Annotated in this window: 15 protein-coding genes; 11 read left to right on the top strand and 4 right to left on the bottom strand. The window is 42.4% G+C overall.

Annotated elements, in window-relative coordinates; all coding sequences use genetic code 11:
* The first annotated feature begins 55 nt into the window (after positions 1 to 55).
* The 5 genes from WFY05_RS15085 (at position 56) to rpmA (ending at position 5079) form a co-directional block, all read left to right on the top strand.
* Complete coding sequence (locus WFY05_RS15085; protein WP_340113728.1) at positions 56 to 1783, top strand: HEAT repeat domain-containing protein; 1728 nt, start codon at positions 56 to 58, stop codon at positions 1781 to 1783.
* Positions 1784 to 1812: 29 nt separating this feature from the next.
* On the top strand, positions 1813 to 3837 hold the full coding sequence (locus tag WFY05_RS15090; RefSeq protein ID WP_340113729.1) for a transglutaminase-like domain-containing protein: 2025 nt from the start codon (positions 1813 to 1815) through the stop codon (positions 3835 to 3837).
* 11 nt (positions 3838 to 3848) lie between these two features.
* Positions 3849 to 4040 carry a hypothetical protein gene (locus tag WFY05_RS15095; protein WP_340113730.1) on the top strand — a complete coding sequence of 64 codons (192 nt, stop codon included), beginning with the start codon at positions 3849 to 3851 and terminating at the stop codon, positions 4038 to 4040.
* A gap of 141 nt (positions 4041 to 4181) precedes the next feature.
* Entirely contained in the window at positions 4182 to 4493 is a 312-nt protein-coding gene (gene rplU, locus WFY05_RS15100) for a 50S ribosomal protein L21 (RefSeq protein WP_340113731.1), read from the top strand.
* A 19-nt stretch (positions 4494 to 4512) separates the two neighbouring features.
* Positions 4513 to 5079, top strand: a complete 567-nt coding sequence (gene rpmA, locus WFY05_RS22320) for a 50S ribosomal protein L27 (protein WP_437127411.1) — start codon at positions 4513 to 4515, stop codon at positions 5077 to 5079.
* Between the two features lie 121 nt (positions 5080 to 5200).
* On the opposite strand, the gene WFY05_RS15115 is transcribed toward rpmA, so the two are convergent.
* Both WFY05_RS15115 and WFY05_RS15120 read right to left on the bottom strand, forming a co-directional pair.
* Positions 5201 to 6307: a nickel-binding protein gene (locus WFY05_RS15115; protein WP_340113732.1), complete on the bottom strand. Its 1107-nt coding sequence runs from the start codon at positions 6305 to 6307 to the stop codon at positions 5201 to 5203.
* Between the two features lie 109 nt (positions 6308 to 6416).
* The gene (locus WFY05_RS15120) at positions 6417 to 7307 is read right to left on the bottom strand and encodes a cupin domain-containing protein (protein WP_340113733.1); all 891 of its coding nucleotides are present in this window, start codon (positions 7305 to 7307) and stop codon (positions 6417 to 6419) included.
* A 315-nt stretch (positions 7308 to 7622) separates the two neighbouring features.
* Here WFY05_RS15120 and serS point away from each other — a divergent pair, with 315 nt between their 5' ends.
* Both serS and WFY05_RS15130 read left to right on the top strand, forming a co-directional pair.
* Entirely contained in the window at positions 7623 to 8897 is a 1275-nt protein-coding gene (serS, locus tag WFY05_RS15125) for a serine--tRNA ligase (RefSeq protein ID WP_340113734.1), read from the top strand.
* A 91-nt stretch (positions 8898 to 8988) separates the two neighbouring features.
* Entirely contained in the window at positions 8989 to 9846 is an 858-nt protein-coding gene (locus WFY05_RS15130) for a CHAD domain-containing protein (RefSeq protein WP_340113735.1), read from the top strand.
* A 9-nt stretch (positions 9847 to 9855) separates the two neighbouring features.
* Here the strand turns inward: WFY05_RS15130 and WFY05_RS15135 are convergent, their stop codons facing one another.
* Complete coding sequence (locus tag WFY05_RS15135) at positions 9856 to 12069, bottom strand: glycoside hydrolase family 20 protein (RefSeq protein WP_340113736.1); 2214 nt, start codon at positions 12067 to 12069, stop codon at positions 9856 to 9858.
* Between the two features lie 48 nt (positions 12070 to 12117).
* Positions 12118 to 12618: a 2-amino-4-hydroxy-6-hydroxymethyldihydropteridine diphosphokinase gene (gene folK / locus WFY05_RS15140; protein WP_340113737.1), complete on the bottom strand. Its 501-nt coding sequence runs from the start codon at positions 12616 to 12618 to the stop codon at positions 12118 to 12120.
* A gap of 164 nt (positions 12619 to 12782) precedes the next feature.
* Here folK and sppA point away from each other — a divergent pair, with 164 nt between their 5' ends.
* The 4 genes from sppA to WFY05_RS15160 all read left to right on the top strand — a co-directional run bounded on the left by sppA (position 12783) and on the right by WFY05_RS15160 (position 17506).
* Positions 12783 to 14567, top strand: a complete 1785-nt coding sequence (gene sppA, locus WFY05_RS15145) for a signal peptide peptidase SppA (RefSeq protein ID WP_340113738.1) — start codon at positions 12783 to 12785, stop codon at positions 14565 to 14567.
* Between the two features lie 84 nt (positions 14568 to 14651).
* The gene (gene lpxK, locus WFY05_RS15150) at positions 14652 to 15752 is read left to right on the top strand and encodes a tetraacyldisaccharide 4'-kinase (RefSeq protein WP_340113739.1); all 1101 of its coding nucleotides are present in this window, start codon (positions 14652 to 14654) and stop codon (positions 15750 to 15752) included.
* Positions 15691 to 16503, top strand: a complete 813-nt coding sequence (locus WFY05_RS15155; RefSeq protein WP_340113740.1) for a purine-nucleoside phosphorylase — start codon at positions 15691 to 15693, stop codon at positions 16501 to 16503. Before lpxK ends, WFY05_RS15155 begins: the two co-directional genes overlap by 62 nt.
* Before the next feature lie 55 nt (positions 16504 to 16558).
* On the top strand, positions 16559 to 17506 hold the full coding sequence (locus WFY05_RS15160; RefSeq protein ID WP_340113741.1) for an SMP-30/gluconolactonase/LRE family protein: 948 nt from the start codon (positions 16559 to 16561) through the stop codon (positions 17504 to 17506).
* Position 17507: the final 1 nt, after the last annotated feature.

The raw sequence follows: 17507 nt of genomic DNA on the forward strand, positions 1-17507 counted from the left end.
ACCTTAATATTTCAGGTTGACCGGCGCTATTTTTAGTTTCATAAAAAAGTGAGCCATGAAACGCATTCAACCCAAAAAACTATTTCAAAACACCGGATTATTTTTGCTTGCAGTGGTGTTCTCTCTTGGTTTGATGTTTGCCTTTATCGAAATTCCGCAATTGCTTGACAAATTTCTTCAAACGCATATCGGGACACCACAATCTGATCCTGCTTACAATTCAGACAAAATTGATTTGTTTTTTGATGTGTTTGCCATTCGATGGATTGGGTACATCTGTCTGGGATTGATATTCTTGATGATCATTGTTGGATTCGCAACCAAAAAGAACAGCTTTATTTGGGTGGGAGGAATTGCACTGTTCCTTCCGGTTTTTGCCACTTTTGCTTACAGCATGTTCTACCTGGCCGGGCTCGGCTTACTCAACGTAATTTTTTTCCCGCTGCAGGAGATTTCTCTTTCGACGATCGATTTGGGAAAAGTGGTGTTGATTCCGTATTGGATATTGATGTGGTTTTTTAATCTTTTTAATTGGCACGCTCATCAGTTCATCGTCTACATGTTTATGATTTCCGGCACCCTGATTTTTGTATTGGGAGTATTTGCCTGGATCAAAGTACGTTTTACCGACAATAAAGTAGCGAAACACTGGATTTACAAATATTCGAGGCACCCTCAGTATTTAGGATGGATAATCTGGAGCTACGGCTTAATGCTTTTTGGCCCCTCTATCAACCAAATGAAAAAAAGCTGGGGCTGGTACGGAACGCTTCCCTGGCTTCTGTCAACAGTGGTAATTGTCGGTATTTGTTTCCTCGAAGAATTAAAGATGAGTGAAGAATCCGGTGAGGATTATGACGAGTACAGAAAACGAACGCCATTTTTATTTCCCGTTCCGGGCATCTTGAGAAAAATTGTTCAGTTCCCAATGCTTTTACTGATACGTAAAAGACGTCCGGAGAACCGAAAAGAAATCGGGTTGACGCTTACTGTTTACGCAGTTCTTTTAATGGCTCTTTCGCTTTTCTGGGTTGATTTGCAGCCGGCTGAAAACCATAATACTTTGTCAGTACAACCCTATCAAAAGGAAAAGGAGGATTTGCTGATTGAAGAAATAACCAGGGAGCAGCCGCGCCGATACCGATCATTGCAGCCATTTGCTGAGCTTTTGTCAATGGGGCCCGAAACCTATCCGGCATTTCATGAACTGCTGGAGCATCCAGATCCTGATGTCAGAGGATATGCGATTCAGGCAGCCGGTGCATACCACGTTCCGGAAGCAATTCCTGATTTATTAAATGCGCTGAATGATACACTCCCGGGAATAGTAGAAGCGGCGGTCAGAAGTTTAGGAAGTTTAAAAGCAAAGCAGGCAGAGGACAAATTATTTAGCATGTTTAACAATGGGAGTAAAGTGGTTAAAGCTAATGTTTTACTTGAAGCGCTCTCGAATATTGGTTGCGCTGAGATCATGCCTTACCTGGAAGAGAATCTTAACGATGACTTTTGGTACTATCGAATATCAGCATTAAAGTCAATGATGAGAATTGATCTTGAAAAAGCGAAGCCGTACCTGTATCAATATTTGGAAGATGAAGATCCTAATGTTCGTCGCGAAGTGGTGTATATGCTGCTTGATTCCCTGCCTGATGATGCAGTTCCTTACCTGGGAAAAGTTACTGATGATGAAGACTGGGATGTACGATTTTATGCCAAACAGGCTATTAAATTAATAAATGAAAAGAAGCAGGTTTCGAAGCTTAAATCCGAACCTGAACAATAACATTAGAATTTCAACTAATACTTTGAACCATGAGAACAATTGACAAATTTTTAATTGTGCTGGCGGTGTTCACAATATTTGTAGCATCCGCAGCAGGGCAGTCGGTAAAAGACTTGCCTGAATATGAGATTTTTGCTGTCGAAATCAACGGTGTGCTTTGCGGTTACGCTGAATCGGAAATTGCAACTATTCAAAAGGATGGTCGGGAATTATTGGTATTGAAAAGAAATATACTGGCTAAACTCTCTGTGCTCGGAGGTGGAGTAGATATGAAAGTTCAAAATGAATTTCTGATCGATCCTGAAACGGATGAACCGGTTTCTACTGAACACGTGGTAGCCACCTCTGCTGAAGTGTATGCCTTTACAAAGTTCGAAAGCGGAAAAGCCTATTTTACCAATTCAAGAAATGGAGAACTGCGAAAGATAGAATTAGAAGATGAGGTAGTCGTTGAGAATTCAATCAGCTATCCGCATCTAATGAGAGATTTTATCGAAGGAGCAGAAAATGAAAAGACTTATTGGGTTTTTGACGATATAAAAGGAGTCGTAGCTTCCAAAACATACAAACGTATTGGGACGGAAACACTTGAACTGATTGGTAAAGAGTTTAATACTACCGTGTTGGAGGAAGTAAACCACGAGCTAGGAACAGTTACAAAACTATGGTTGGAAAACGAGCACAGTTTTCTGGTAAAATTAGAGGTGGCAGGCAGAAATATTTATCTGGCGGATGAGTCGGTGAAAAAGAAAATTCAGACGGTTGATATGGAATCCATGCTGTTCGCTAAAGTCGATAAAATGATTTCGAATGTCCCCGATATTTCTTACATGAAAGTAGAAGCCAAAATAGTTTCTGGAGGAGAGTGGATCACTGCTGAAAGCCTCAATTTCACTGGACAAAAATTTGTGGGAACTGTCACGAACAATTTAATCGAAGGGATTTTCGAAATTGAAAAGCAGCATTATTATGGAAAAAATGCATCTGATTTTCCTTCTGAATTTAATGAAGAAGAACTAAAAAAATATCTGGATCCTGAAAGCCTGATCGAATCTGACCACCCGGTTTTGGTTGTTAAAGCAAAGCAAATTACTGAAGGATCAGAAAATACATGGGATGCAGTTGTGAAATTGAGTACCTGGGTTGGCGAAAACATTCACGGAGCAGTACCGGGAGGGACTTCTGCCATCAATACCTATAACACCCGCGAAGGAGAATGCGGTTCCCATTCGCGCTTACTGGCAGCTTTTTGCAGGGCGGTTGGAATTCCCGCACGTCTTTCAATTGGTTGCATGTACACACCCTATTTGGGCGGTAGTTTTGGTCAGCATGCCTGGACAGAAGTTTATATGGGCGATGACGGCTGGGTGGCCGTTGATGCAACTGCGCAGGAATTCAATTTTGTAGATGCGGGACATATCAGGCTTGGGGAAAGTACATCCTTTAATCCAAAAGAGATGAAGATTCTGGAATATAAATTGGGAAGTGGAGATGTTACTTTGGAAGTTCCGGAGGAATTACAAAAGTACATTGGAAAATATATCTTTGAGGAAAGAAACGCCACCTTCGAGATCCTCTACCAGGATGGAAGCCTGACTGTAAATATTCCCGATGGCCCTATGCTGGCTTTGGATCTACCTGACGAAAATGGTGTATTTTACCCGAAAATGACCAGGCAGCTAAATTTCTCATTCGAAAATGATCTGTACGGGAATATTGCAAAAATGAAATTGCAACAAGTAAGTACACTTGGTAAAAAATTTGAACAGGACAGCATAAGTTCTGAAGTGCCCGAAGAGATTAGACCGCTCGTAGGAAATTACTGGTTTGCCCAGGCGCAGGCCGATTTTAAAGTGTTTTACGAGAATGGGCTTCTGAAAATTAAGGATCCACTTGCACAAAAGGTAATCAGTCTCCCCGAAAAAAATGCTGCCGGTTTGTGGATGGATGAATTTGGTAAGAACGAAATTGAATTTTTGAGAAATGAAAAAGGTGAAGTAGTAAGGATGCTGATTTACAGTAATGTGTATTTAAAGAAGCAAGTTGAACTTTAAATAAAAATGTTATGAAATACAAAGTGCACCGTTTGGAAATAGATCTGGAAAAAGATCCCTTTATACTGGAATCATTTCTGAACAAACTGAAAGGCGAAGTGGTATCAATAATCCCAAATATAGCCCGAACTACCCTGGTGCAAATCTACGGAGGTTCACGGAAAATCGATTTTCTGATCGTGGTCGAAAAAATCGCTGATTAACAATTGGAAATAAAACAGTATTAATTTGCCAATTATCTAAAATTAACTACTTTTGCAGTCCGAATTTTGAATCGATCAGGCTCAAATAAGTGAATTCCAACGGGAAATCCGCCTGACGGTGTAAACATTAAAAGTGAAATTATGTACGCGATTGTTGAAATTGCTGGACAGCAATTCAAAGTTGAAAAAGACAAGAAGCTTTACGTTCACCAACTGAAAGCCGAAGCAGGCGACTCGGTTGATTTCGATAAAGTATTGTTGGTAGACAACGACGGTAAAGTAGCCGTTGGGACCCCCACCGTTAAAGGTGCGAAAGTAACAGCCAAAGTGCTGGAACATGTAAAAGGTGACAAAGTTTTGGTTTTCAAAAAGAAACGCCGTAAAGGTTATCAGAAAATGAACGGCCACCGTCAGCAGTTCACTCAAATTCAGGTTGAAACCATTGTTGGATAATTAATAAAGAAAATTTACCATGGCTCATAAGAAAGGTGTAGGTAGTTCGAAGAACGGACGCGAATCGGAAAGTAAACGACTGGGTGTAAAAATCTACGGCGGTCAGTTTGCAAAAGCTGGTAATATATTAGTTCGCCAGCGTGGTACACAACACTATCCGGGCGAAAATGTAGGAATGGGAAAAGATCATACTCTTTTTGCATTGACCGACGGAACTGTTGTATTCAGAAAGAAAAGAAAAAACCGGTCATATGTTTCAGTTGACCCGATTGTTGAAGTAGCAACTGCAGTTGCTGAAGCTCCTGCAAAAAAAGCTGCTCCAAAAGCCGAGGTTCCAAAAGTTGAAGCAAAACCGGAAGTAAAAGAAGAAGCTCCAAAAGCTGAAGCTAAAGCCGACGACCTGACAAAACTGACAGGTGTTGGACCAAAATTGGCTGAAATTTTAGCTGAAGGTGGATTTACCACTTATGCTGAAGTTGCTGCTGCTTCGGTTGAAGCTATTCAGAAAGTACTGGAAGCTGCAGGAAGCCGTTATGCTTCTAAAGATCCTCAACCATGGATCGAAGAAGCCAAAGGTTTGGCTTAATTCAGACAGTTACAGGATTAAATCCTGAAGAAGATATTAAAAGCTCTTGTCGTTTGGCAAGGGCTTTTTTGTTTCAATAAGTTTCCGTTTGGAATTGTATTTAAAAAAGGAAGGCATAGCACTAAACGGCCACCTGCGAGGGTAGAATACCGTATTTATCGTGAAAACACTTCGCGAAATACGAAGGATTGTTCATACCAACATCGAGTGCTATTTCAGTAATGTTTTTCTTTCTTTGTTTGATGAGGCTAAGTGCTTTACTCATTCTCAGGTCGCGTATAAATGCAATGGGCGATGTGCCGGTCAGATGCCTTATTTTCCGATACAAATGAGGCCTGCTGACGCCGATTTCTTTACTCAGGATCTCCACATTAAAAGCTTCATCCGGATAATTGGTGTCTACAATGTTAAACAGCCTGTCGAGGAAATTTTGTTCAGCTTCGTTGATCACCTTAAGTGTCTTGTTCTCTATTTCCTGGTCACAAAAAACACTCAACTTTCCTACCAGTATTGATGACATAATTTCTCCGTCGTCGGCAATTTTGCACAGTCGGTAACTTTGTTCAAGTGCTTTCTCAAAAATGGTGTTCTCTTTTTCAGTAACCGGCTGACCAACGCTTATTCCCATTTTGAATTTGATGTTCCAGCCACTCTCCTCATCTTCCTCAATTTTTTTGTTGAACTCATTTTTTATGGCAACGGCACATTGCACCGCGCTTTCGGGCGTGTAAAAAGTAGCGATGAGGCAATCGTTCTGCAATTGTTGCAGGATGCGCCCTTGGTATCGCCGCAGTATATCACTGGCTTTCTGCCTGGGCTTTTCAGGAAACTTTAGTTTGTCAAAATTAATGCTCTCTTTTAGTGAGGTGAGCGATATAATATCGAGCGTTAAAATAAAGCGATAACCGGTATCGGGCTGCTCAGGATTCTTCATTACGATATCGTCATCAAGTTCCTGACCATAAGCCATAAAAGCAGAGTACATGCCGCCGGTCACTTCGATAATGTTGCAGGTGTGCAGGTCATTTGCTTCGCGGTGGGTGGCCATAATCGATTCTTTATCCGGTCCTTCCATCAGGCAAAATACCATACCGGCTTCTTCATTCACCCAATATTGATGATACTTGACATTGTATTTCGACTGAACAGCAAGGTCACGCATGTGCGATTGTTTGGCTTCTTCGATAGTGACACCGGGGGCAATGTGGTAATCCATGAAGAGTGGCATAGCATTCATTTTAAGGTTAAACCTGAAGGGGATAAATTCATAACAGCCCGTTGAATTATTTGTTCATCAGGCAGTTATGAATTTTTCCTGTTTGTTACTTCGAGGCACTTTATTGTTTCTGCATTTCTGCCACTTTATTTTCAAAATGTTCAACCAAATGTCGTATCCCTTCTTCCGGCCCGAAACTAACCAGTAAAAGGTCTTCTTCAACACCGCCGGTGTGGCCGGGTTTCATATAGAAAGCTTCACCTTCGCGAAAAACTTCCGAAGTTCCATCTTCGTAATCCATCCGAATAGCTCCTTTTACCACATAACCCCAGTGAGGAACCTGGCAGTGATCATTTTTCAATCCTTCAAGGAGCGGCGTAAATTCGGTTCCTGCAGGTGCATTATTGATATCAACACACATTCCGCCCCAGCCTTCTATCATTGGGAATACTTTGTCTTTGGGAAAATCATTCAGATTAACATGCGTAACTTCAGGTGCATTGTTGGCATTCACCACGAATTTGCCTTCGGCATACGAATCTACCCCAATCATATTGATATTCTTAATTTTCCACTCATTGTTTACGCGCTGCAAAATATAGGTTCGTTGATCCTTGACTTCGCGATTTTTATCGTACTGAGTCAGATCTACCCAGGCCATATTATCATCTACAACAATGTGGTTGTACTCGAAATCTTTTGGATCTTCATAGGTTTTCACATTGTGTTCCTTTTTCCAGGCCATGTGGTCTTGGAATCCTTTTCCTATTTCGTTCCAACCTTCGAAAACATAATAATATTCCATGCCTGAAACCATAAATTTGGATTCTTCATCTTTTACCCAGTTGTCGGAATAGGCTTTAAAATCGTTGTCGTTAAATGTTTGACGTTCATTTTCAAGAAGACGGATGATTGCTTTACGCTCATCTTTATTGTTTGCATTGATAAATAAAAGTCCGGTCAGCACCAGAATTGCTGCGATGCTTAAAATACCTGTAAATTTCTTTTTCATGATGAAAACATTTTAGATTAATAATAAGAGACATGAATTCAGGTCGTTACGATGATTACAAAGTTAGCTTGGAAGGTGAATATCAGGCGACCCCAAATAAATCTTTGAATGCCACAAATGATACATTCGGTGAACGATTTATGTTGTCGGGAGGAATTATTTTCAACCTATTCTTTAAACTTTTATATCGTGTTGTAATCTCTTAACCCTGTGAAATAATGCATCGCATTAAGTCTTGGACTTATTTCACAGAGTGAACTCTGAACTTTAAACTTTTACTTGTACATTTGCGCATCAAGAAAAAAAGGATTAGACATGCTCAACTTAAAGTTTATTCAGGACAATCCGGAGTTGGTGATCGAAAAGCTAAAACGTAAGAATTTCGATGCATCAGCCATTGTTTCCGAAATAATCGAATTATACCAACAAAAAAATATCCTGCAGGGGAAGGCTGATAAAGCAAAGGCTGAAATGAACCAGATTTCGAAAGAAATTGGACAGCTTTTTCGTGAAGGAAGAAAAGAGGAGGCCGATCTTGCCAAAGCACGCACATCTGAACTAAAGGAGAACATCAAACAATTTGATGCTGATTTTGCGGCAATCGAAGAAAAGGTTTACGATTTGCAGGTACAACTTCCCAATTTACCACACGAGTCTGTTCCCCCGGGGAAAGGAGAGGAAGATAACGAAGTCATAAAATCGGCAGGCGAGATGCCGCTTATGAACGAAAAAGCCTTGCCGCATTGGGAACTGGCCGAAAAATACAAACTGATCGATTTTGAATTGGGGGTGAAACTTACCGGTGCAGGATTTCCCGTTTATCGTGGGAAAGGAGCACAGCTTCAACGTGCACTGATCAACTTCTTTTTGGCCGAAGCATCGAAGGCAGGTTACGAAGAAATTCAACCTCCTTTGGCGGTTAACGAAGCATCGGGTTTTGGCACCGGACAATTGCCCGACAAAGAAGGCATGATGTACCACATTACAGCTGAAAATCTGTACCTGATCCCAACAGCAGAAGTACCGGTAACCAACATTTACCGCGATGTGATTCTGGATGCCAAAGATCTGCCTTATAAAAATACAGCCTACAGTGCCTGTTTCCGTCGCGAGGCCGGCTCGTATGGCAAAGATGTACGTGGATTGAACCGTCTGCACCAGTTTGATAAAGTAGAAGTTGTACAGATCGCACATCCGGATAAATCATACGAAGTGCTTGACGAGATGGTAGCTCATGTGGAAGGACTGGTTCAAAAACTCGGATTACCTTATCGCATTTTGCGTTTGTGTGGTGGCGACATTAGTTTTACTTCGGCACTGACTTACGATTTTGAAGTGTATTCAGCTGCACAGGAAAAGTGGCTCGAAGTAAGTTCGGTTTCGAATTTCGAAGCGTTCCAGGCTAACCGTTTGAAACTTCGTTTCCGGGAAGAAGGAGTGAAAAAACCACAAATAGCACACACGCTTAACGGAAGCGCGCTGGCTTTACCGCGAATTGTTGCTGCCTTGCTCGAGAACAACCAGACGCCGGCGGGAATAAAAATTCCTGAGGTGTTGGTTCCATTTACCGGATTCGACATCATCAACTAATTGGATTTAAAAAGATATTTTCAGAAAGCTGTCAGATCATGACAGCTTTTTTTGTATCTATAAATTCTGGTTATCGTAGCAAAAAGTAAGTATGGATAAAGAACAAAAACATCGCCTGATTTCGGTTTTGGAAGGACACATGTTCCGGGTGGAAGATCTTTGCCGTTCGGAAGATGTATCGCCGGAAATCAAAGTGCATGAAATCCGTAAATCATTTAAACGAATAAATGCCTTGTTGCGGTATTTCCCCGATATATTGAAGGAAGAAGTTCAGGCTTTTCGTCATCCGATGAAGGACCTTGCCAGACTGCTTACAATGGCCCGTGAAACCACTGTTAATTTGCAGTTTTTTGAAACACTTTGTGCCGAAAATGTCGACCTTGCTTTGCCCGAAGCAGAGGAGCTAAAACAGCAACTGCTTGACGAAAACCAGCGTAGTTTGCTTGAAATCACGAAAGGCGAGTCGGTATTTGAGGCCATCAGAAAACAGATGCAAAGCGGGCAGCACGAATTTCTTGACAAATTGCCCGACTCGGATTTTAGTATTGATATTGCTGCTGAACTCAGGCTTTCGTTTGAAAAGGCGCGAGAGCTGTTTACAGATTCATTGGAGGAATATCACCCGGAAGAGTACCACGAACTGCGCAAAAAGATGAAGGTCCTTTATTATCAGTTCGAATTTCTGCATCCCGGGCAGGTGGCGGTTCCGGGAACGCTTCTTGAAAATCTGCATGGCATTACCGATCAGTTGGGTGACGACCACGATTGGTACATTTTTCTAAAGGAAATTGACGAGGACAAGTACAGCGTTTCTGAGTCGTATCGGCAATTACTCGACGCAACCATTCAGCGTTATCAGCGATCCAACCTCGAACTGTTAAACCAAAGCCTTACAGATTTCTTTCGCCCCGGGAATAATGCATTTTTAAAGTCCCTGGAGGATGTGTAACCAAACCTGTTAATTCACGATCACTTCATCGGCAAAAATCCAAACCGGCAGTCCCGAGGCATTGTGCCATTCGGGTGCTTTCGATACATTTTTTGCCATAATTTTTATAAACCTGGCTTCAACAGCTTGGTGTTTTACTTCAAACAATTCAATGTCATTCTTTTTACTTTCGGGGCTGATCGGATATTGTGTGGCAACTGTCCCCAGTTTTTTGAAAGACTTGCCATCCGCCGAACACAGAAATGTGACTTCTTCCGGAAAGAAAACAATGTGATTGGTAACCTGCAAAAACGCGATGGAAATACGACTGAACTCCTTTTGTTCATCCAGGTCGATAATTGCTTCCATGTCGTGCCCTTCGAAACCCAACCAGTTGGCAAAAAAGCTACTGCCGCCAAATGCACCGTCGGTAAGTACCTGCGGGTCTTCATTCGCATATTTTTTGGGAGCGGTTAGCAACCTTACTTTACTTCCACGTGCCAGGTTCGGTTGCGATGCCCGTGCCAGCACATTTTCGTAAGCGGCCAGGTATTCATCCACAGTATAACCCATTTCATTCATCAGGCTGATGCCGGAAGAATTGCATGTGTTTCTGAAGCGATTCAAAGTGTTCTGCACCTTGTTAGATATACTGTCTCCCTCCAGTAACTGAAATTCGGGCGACATTCCATTTCTGGCCATTTCAAGCATCGCGTAATCAGTACTTATTCTTGATGCACGAACACGCTTTAACACCACCGGTTTAGCGGCCACCGCATTCTCCGCCTGATTAAAAAAGTCCATGTAGGTTTTTAGCAGTTCCGGACTCAAAAACGAATGAAACGCCTGCGACGGATCGCCATACAAATACAGAAAATAATCAGGGTCGTTTTTCAGTTCATCGTGAATTTTGTCGATGTATTGTTTCACATAAACTCCGGCTTCCTCGTAATATGCATCTACAAATTCGGTGATCAGGTCGTCGGTATTCAGGTCGGGATCCCACAGCAATTTTGCGGTTAGCCACGAGCGCAGTTCAAATAATTCGCTGGGATTATGACTGTGTTGCTCGAAAATCCATCGGGCATTGTTGGCTCTGAAAAAACGGATATTTGGTCCCAGCGTTTCAAGGTTTGGAAACGGTGCCAGAAAGTTGGTGAACTGTGTGGTGTAATCCCAGATGCGTATATTTTCGGTAAGTTTTTTCCAGCCCATCAGGTCTTCGGCAAAATCGCTGCATTTTTCTTCGATCGGTGCACTGCGGTCGCACTCAATCGAGCATAAAGTTATCATTACATTCTCCAAAGGTTTGGTTTTACAGGGCTTTCGAGTGTGCTGGTAGGCCAGCGTAGAAATGGTTTTACCGGGGAATTCTTTGGCAACTGCATTCACAAAACGTATCATCGAGCCGCTGGGCGAACCTTCCTCTTCATCAATTTTACTGCAGCTTTCACATTGGCAATACTGGGTGTTATCGTCCTGGCTCACCGAAATAACCTTCTGGTCGGGATATCTTTCAAACCAGGTTCGTACCGAATCAATCACAATATGAAGCACCTCTTCATTACTCAGGCAAAGTTGAGTGTGTCGGCGTTCCTGGTCTCTTAATGCATAATATTCAGGATGACTGTCAAAAAATTTTTCCTGCGGAACCAGCCGGTGAAACGTGTGAACTCGTGCGATGGGCACATAATCGGGAAATGCTTCATGGCTGACTTTTAGTTGATCTGCAAAATCCGGGTTTTCGTAAAACAGGCGTGAGTGAACCGTGCGTGTAGTTATGTCGGGTGTATACCGGTAGTTTAGTGGCAGGTTGACCGACAGTTTATTCACTAAAGGTATTTTCTCAACTTCGGGTGAAAACCACCGGCAGCCGAGTTCTTTTTCCAGGAATTCGTACACGGCGTACAAAGTACTTTCCGCATTTCCACCTGAAATAATAATGTCCTTGCCATCCGCCGCATAAGAAACAGTATGTTCTGAGAGTAGCGTGGAATCTATCCGGACAATAATAGCCGGCTTGTCAGGATTCACATTATTTACAATGGGAAACGCTGCTCCACTAATTTCCTGAAGATAATACTGAAGTTCGTTGGCAGCTTTTAATATCTTGCCATCGGTATTTGTAGTTGTTGTTATTTCATAATCGCTGCTGCCATTGCGGGTGAGTACAAGCTCATCATTTTTTTTACACCCCGTTTGAACGAGGAAGAACAAAAGCAGGAAAGAAACATAGTTTTTCATAAGCTTAGGTTTTGCAGGCAGTCTTTTCTATTATCTGCCTTTTTTGCCTCAGGATTCCTCCGGAACATCAACTTTACGTATAATCGATTTGTCTTTACAGTTTTCCAGAAGTGTCAGACTGGTCATGCGTAGAAGCGGATGTTTAAAGACGGGGGCAATTTCGGCCAGTGGCACCAGCACAAATTTACGTTCATGAATGCGCGGATGCGGAATGATCAGATTCTTACTTTCATAAAAATCCTCGTCGAAATATAAAATGTCCACATCCATTTCGCGATCGGTATAGCGTTCTATACTTGATTTTCGGGTAAACGAATCTTCAATTTCTTTAATGCGCCACAATAATTCCTCAGCTTCCAACTGCGTATCAATGCAAATTACACGGTTCCAGAATAAATTTTCGGAATGAAAACCCCAGGGCGGCGTCTCGTAAATTGAAGATTTTTTGGAGATCTTTCCCAACTTCTTTTCAATCAGTTGATCTGCCAGCATGAAATTATGGTGTTTGTCACCAATATTTCCGCCAATTCCAAGAAAAACCTTGTGCATAATTTTATATTTGTAATAAACTGTTTAAAAGCCCTACGAATTCATCTAAAGAAATCGTTTTAGCAAAAATAGAAAACTTAAACGGCAAATGTTCTGATTTTTGCATGGCTTGAGTGAACAAGAACAAATTAATTGAAGAGATAAAATAAAAACAACAATACAAAATGAAGGAATTTTTTAAGTACGTACTGGCTACCGTTGTGGGGATCATTGCGGTGTCTATCGTTGGAACTTTAATCATGTTTATGGTAATTGGAGCCATTGTGGCTTCTACCGAAAAGGAAGTAGTGGTTGAGAATAACTCCATGTTGCTCATTGACCTCAATCGATCACTGGTCGACCGGTCGAAGAGCGATCCTTTTGAAGATCTGGAATTACCTTCCATGTTTGCGAGCGTGAAAACAATTGGTCTCGATAATATTTTAACTTCTCTTGAAAAAGCCGTTTACGACGACCGCATTAAAGGTGTTTATCTCGATCTTTCAAGCATCAGTGGTGGAATGGCTTCGGTAGAAGAGATCAGAAATGCACTGATAGCTTTTAAAGACAGTTGCGACAAACCGGTTTATGCCTGTGCCGATAAAATGATGCTGGGGCAAAAAGCCTATTATCTGGCTACAGTTGCCGACAAAATTGTGGTCCATCCAGAGGTTGCGATCGATTTTCGTGGATTGGGTGGCGAAATGATGTTCTACAAAAATGCACTGAAGAAAATTGGTGTTGAAGTGGAGGTTGTGCGGCATGGTAAATTCAAAGCTGCTGTTGAACCGTTTCTGTTGGATAAAATGAGTGAGGAAAACCGAGAGCAAACCATGAGTTACCTGAATAACTTATGGAACCAAATGTTAAAAGGAATTTCTGAAGAGCGGGGACTTTCAGTAGAAGAACTAAACCAAATTGCTGATGAAGTTCAAACTTTTAAAATGGCAGAGACTGCTGTTGAAAACGGCTTGATTGATGCGATAGAATACAAAGATCAGGTTCTTGACGACCTGCGTGAGATTACAGGAATAGAAGGAACCGAAGGAATTCCAATGATCGGGGTGAAAGATTATGCCAACGCTCCTGTAAAAGGCAAGACTAAAAAATACAGTCGTAATAAAATTGCAGTGATCTATGCCACCGGAGAGATCGGATTCTCAATAACAGGAGATGAGGTAATTGAAGGTGATAAACTGGGACGAGAAATTCGTAAAGTGCGTCAGGATAGTTCATACAAGGCTATTGTCCTTCGGGTAAATTCGCCTGGCGGGCTGGCTTTCGATTCTGAAACCATTTGGCGCGAAGTAAAATTGGCTGCCCAAACTAAAACTTTGGTGGTGTCGTTTGGCGATTATGCTGCTTCCGGAGGATATTATCTTTCCTGTCCGGCTGATAAAATTGTAGCCAGTCCGAATACCATCACCGGTTCGATTGGTGTTTTTGGGTTGGTTCCAAATGCCGGAGAATTGATTCATGATAAACTCGGCATTTCTACCGATGAAGTAAAAACGAATAAAAATACGGTTATTCCAACATTAACACGTCCAATGAACAGTTTTGAAAAGGAAATGAGGCAAAAGAGTGTCGAAAATGCTTACGATACCTTTATCTCGCATGTTGCCGAAGGTCGCGGAATGACAAAAGAAGCTGTTGACGAGATCGGGCAGGGTCGTGTTTGGACCGCTGAGCAGGCCAAAGAAATTGGTTTGGTTGACGAATTTGGCGGATTGCAAGATGCCATTGCTTTGGCTGCCGAAATGGAAGGACTGGAAAATTACCGCACAGTATCCTTACCAACTCTACCCAATCCATTCGAAGAGATTTTTAAAATGGGAGGTGACAATGTACGTGCACGTATTCTGATAAACGAACTCGGCGAGAAGTACCGTTATTACGAGTATTTTAAAAAGATAAGCAGCATGAACGGAATTTATGCCCGCCTGCCTTACGATATTTATGTGAACTAATTTGTTCTCACCATAAGAAGAAGGATGTAACAGCAATTGTTGCATCCTTTTTTATTAATTTAGCTTTTTATAGAAATCCGTTTCATGCTCAAGATCTTACTTTATCCTCTTTCCTGGTTGTACGGTATCGGTGTATTGCTCCGGAACCGTGCCTATGATCTTAACATTTTAAAATCGCACGAATTCGATGTTCCGGTTATTTCTATCGGGAATATTACAGTCGGTGGTACAGGTAAAACGCCACATGTCGAGTACCTGGTCAGCCTGCTGAAAGATAAATACAACGTGGCGACCTTGAGCCGCGGATACAAGCGTAAAACAAAAGGTTTTCGTTTGGTAGAAACGACATCAACAGCCATAGAAACCGGGGACGAACCTTTACAGATCAAGACCAAATTTCCGGAGGTTACCGTGTCGGTTTGCGAAAACCGGGTGAAGGGTGTTGAACAATTGATTTCCAACGATACATCTTTGCCCGATGTCATACTTCTCGACGATGCCTTCCAGCACCGTCGCATTTCACCGGGGATTAATATTCTGCTGATCGATTACAACCGTCAGATCAAAAACGATCACCTTTTACCATACGGCCGGCTGCGCGAAGGAAGATACCAGGCGCGTCGGGCCAACATTATTATTTTTACCAAATGCCCCGATGAGGTTACACCCATCATGCGTCGCATTTTACAAAACGATATTAATTTGCTGCCCTACCAAAAGCTATATTTTACCAAGCTTGAATATGCAAAACTGGTGCCGGTATTTGGTGGAAAACGTTTGGGGAAACCATTTTACGAGGATAAAAAATACAGCATTTTGCTGCTTACAGGAATTGCATCGCCAAAGTTGATGAGCAACTACCTGAAACAGTTTTCCGACCAGATCGAAACAATTACATTTCCCGATCATCACGATTATTCAGCCGTCGATCTTCAGACAATCGAAAATCGTTTTGAAGCGATTCCGGCTGGAAAAAAGATCATCGTTACAACCGAAAAGGATGTGATGCGTTTAAAGAACATGGAATTGAGTGAAAATCTGAAGACACAGCTCTATTACCTGCCGGTTAAGGTGCAATTCCTGGAGGAAGAAAAGAAGTCGTTTAACAAGAAAATATTGAATTATGTTGGAGAAAATAAAAGCAACCGCGAACTACATAAAAGAAAGAATTCAGGCAAGTCCTGAAGTAGGAATAGTACTGGGAACCGGACTTGGTGGACTCGTCAAAGAGATCGAGATCATCGATTCAATTCCATACACCGAAATTCCCGACTTCCCGGTGTCCACGGTAGATGGCCATGCCGGACGCCTGATCTACGGTAAACTGGGCGAACGCGAGGTGCTGGCCATGCAGGGCCGCTTTCATTATTACGAAGGCTACAACATGAAAGAAGTAACGTTCCCGGTTCGGGTAATGAAATATGTGGGTGTTTCGCATTTGTTTGTTTCCAATGCCAGTGGCGGACTTAATCCCGACTGGAAAGTGGGTGAGATTGTGGTGATCAACGACCACATCAATTTTTTCCCCGAACATCCCTTGCGTGGTAATAACAACAACGAGCTGGGACCACGTTTCCCCGACATGAGCAAGTGCTACGATAAACGGCTGCGAAATAAAGCCAAGCTTATAGCACTCGAGCATAATATAGATGTGAAGGAAGGGATTTATGTGGGTGTTTCGGGACCGACTTTTGAAACTCCGGCCGAGTACAAAATGTTCCGTATTCTGGGTGGCGACGTAGTTGGAATGTCAACTGTTCCGGAAGTGATTGTGGCCGTGCATATGGACATGAAAGTATTTGGAATTTCGATTGTAACCGATAGCGGCGTACCGGGCGAAATTGTTGAGATCTCGCACGAAGAAGTGCAGGAAGTGGCCATGAAGGCTGAGCCCAAAATGACGCTGATCATGAAAGAGCTGATCCGAAGCATTTGAGTGTTGACACGTTGAATAAACAGAAAATCTGGTAATTTACAAGTCAATTTTAATTATGACAAAAAGAATATTTTTTACCCTTTCGCTTTTGATCGCTTTAATGAGTTGTTCAACACAGGAATCGGACGAGGTACAACTGGTGCTCGATACTCAGTCAACACTGGGAGAGGGCGCACTTTGGAATTATAAAACTGGTGAACTGATGTGGGTAAATATTAAGGGCGAGATTCTGAATATTTACAATCCGCGTACCGGGAATAATAAAGAAATGTTTACTGGGCAAATGGTGGGAACGGTTGTGCCGACCGAGTCGGGAAAAGTATTGGTGGCACTACAAAATGGCATCTATACTTTTGATACGGAAACGGGTTCAAAGCAGCTGATTGTTGATCCGGAAGCAGACAAGCCCGACAACCGCTTTAACGATGGTAAATGCGATCCGTCAGGAAGATTTTGGGCAGGTACCATGAGCACCGTTGGCGGAGGAAAAGTGGGAGCACTTTACCGGCTCGATCCCGACAGTAGCATTCATCTTATGGTTGACCAGGTTAGCATTTCCAATGGGATTGTATGGTCGGCAGATAAAACAAAAATGTACTACATCGACACTCCAACCATGAAAGTGATGGCGTACGACTACGATGATGCCAGCGGTGAAATTTCCAATCCAAAGGTAGCGGTTGAGATTCCGGCCGGAATTGGTGCGCCCGACGGGATGACCATCGACGCCGACGATAACCTGTGGGTAGCACTTTGGGGTGGTTCTGCCGTGGGGTGTTTTAATCCTGAAACCGGCGAGCTGATCCGAAAAATTGAAGTGCCGGCAAAAAATGTAACATCCTGTTCTTTTGGCGACGAAGATCTGGGGACTTTATACATTACAACAGCGCGTGAATCAACCAGCAAAGAAGAACTGGAGATGTTTCCACATGCCGGAGGAGTATTTAAAATCCGACCCGGCGTAGTAGGTGTTGAAGCATTCTTTTTTAAAGACCTTAATTAAG

Origin of the sequence: Maribellus mangrovi, assembly GCF_037646455.1 — a bacterium.
GTDB lineage: Bacteria > Bacteroidota > Bacteroidia > Bacteroidales > Prolixibacteraceae > Draconibacterium > Draconibacterium mangrovi_A.

Bases quoted from the DNA above. Each gene is read 5' to 3' on its own strand.
- WFY05_RS15085 (WP_340113728.1), top strand. From the start codon at position 56: ATGAAACGCATTCAACCCAAAAAACTATTTCAAAACACCGGATTATTT.
- WFY05_RS15090 (WP_340113729.1), top strand. From the start codon at position 1,813: ATGAGAACAATTGACAAATTTTTAATTGTGCTGGCGGTGTTCACAATA.
- WFY05_RS15095 (WP_340113730.1), top strand. From the start codon at position 3,849: ATGAAATACAAAGTGCACCGTTTGGAAATAGATCTGGAAAAAGATCCC.
- rplU (WP_340113731.1), top strand. From the start codon at position 4,182: ATGTACGCGATTGTTGAAATTGCTGGACAGCAATTCAAAGTTGAAAAA.
- rpmA (WP_437127411.1), top strand. From the start codon at position 4,513: ATGGCTCATAAGAAAGGTGTAGGTAGTTCGAAGAACGGACGCGAATCG.
- WFY05_RS15115 (WP_340113732.1), bottom strand. From the start codon at position 6,307: ATGCCACTCTTCATGGATTACCACATTGCCCCCGGTGTCACTATCGAA.
- WFY05_RS15120 (WP_340113733.1), bottom strand. From the start codon at position 7,307: ATGAAAAAGAAATTTACAGGTATTTTAAGCATCGCAGCAATTCTGGTG.
- serS (WP_340113734.1), top strand. From the start codon at position 7,623: ATGCTCAACTTAAAGTTTATTCAGGACAATCCGGAGTTGGTGATCGAA.
- WFY05_RS15130 (WP_340113735.1), top strand. From the start codon at position 8,989: ATGGATAAAGAACAAAAACATCGCCTGATTTCGGTTTTGGAAGGACAC.
- WFY05_RS15135 (WP_340113736.1), bottom strand. From the start codon at position 12,069: ATGAAAAACTATGTTTCTTTCCTGCTTTTGTTCTTCCTCGTTCAAACG.
- folK (WP_340113737.1), bottom strand. From the start codon at position 12,618: ATGCACAAGGTTTTTCTTGGAATTGGCGGAAATATTGGTGACAAACAC.
- sppA (WP_340113738.1), top strand. From the start codon at position 12,783: ATGAAGGAATTTTTTAAGTACGTACTGGCTACCGTTGTGGGGATCATT.
- lpxK (WP_340113739.1), top strand. From the start codon at position 14,652: ATGCTCAAGATCTTACTTTATCCTCTTTCCTGGTTGTACGGTATCGGT.
- WFY05_RS15155 (WP_340113740.1), top strand. From the start codon at position 15,691: ATGTTGGAGAAAATAAAAGCAACCGCGAACTACATAAAAGAAAGAATT.
- WFY05_RS15160 (WP_340113741.1), top strand. From the start codon at position 16,559: ATGACAAAAAGAATATTTTTTACCCTTTCGCTTTTGATCGCTTTAATG.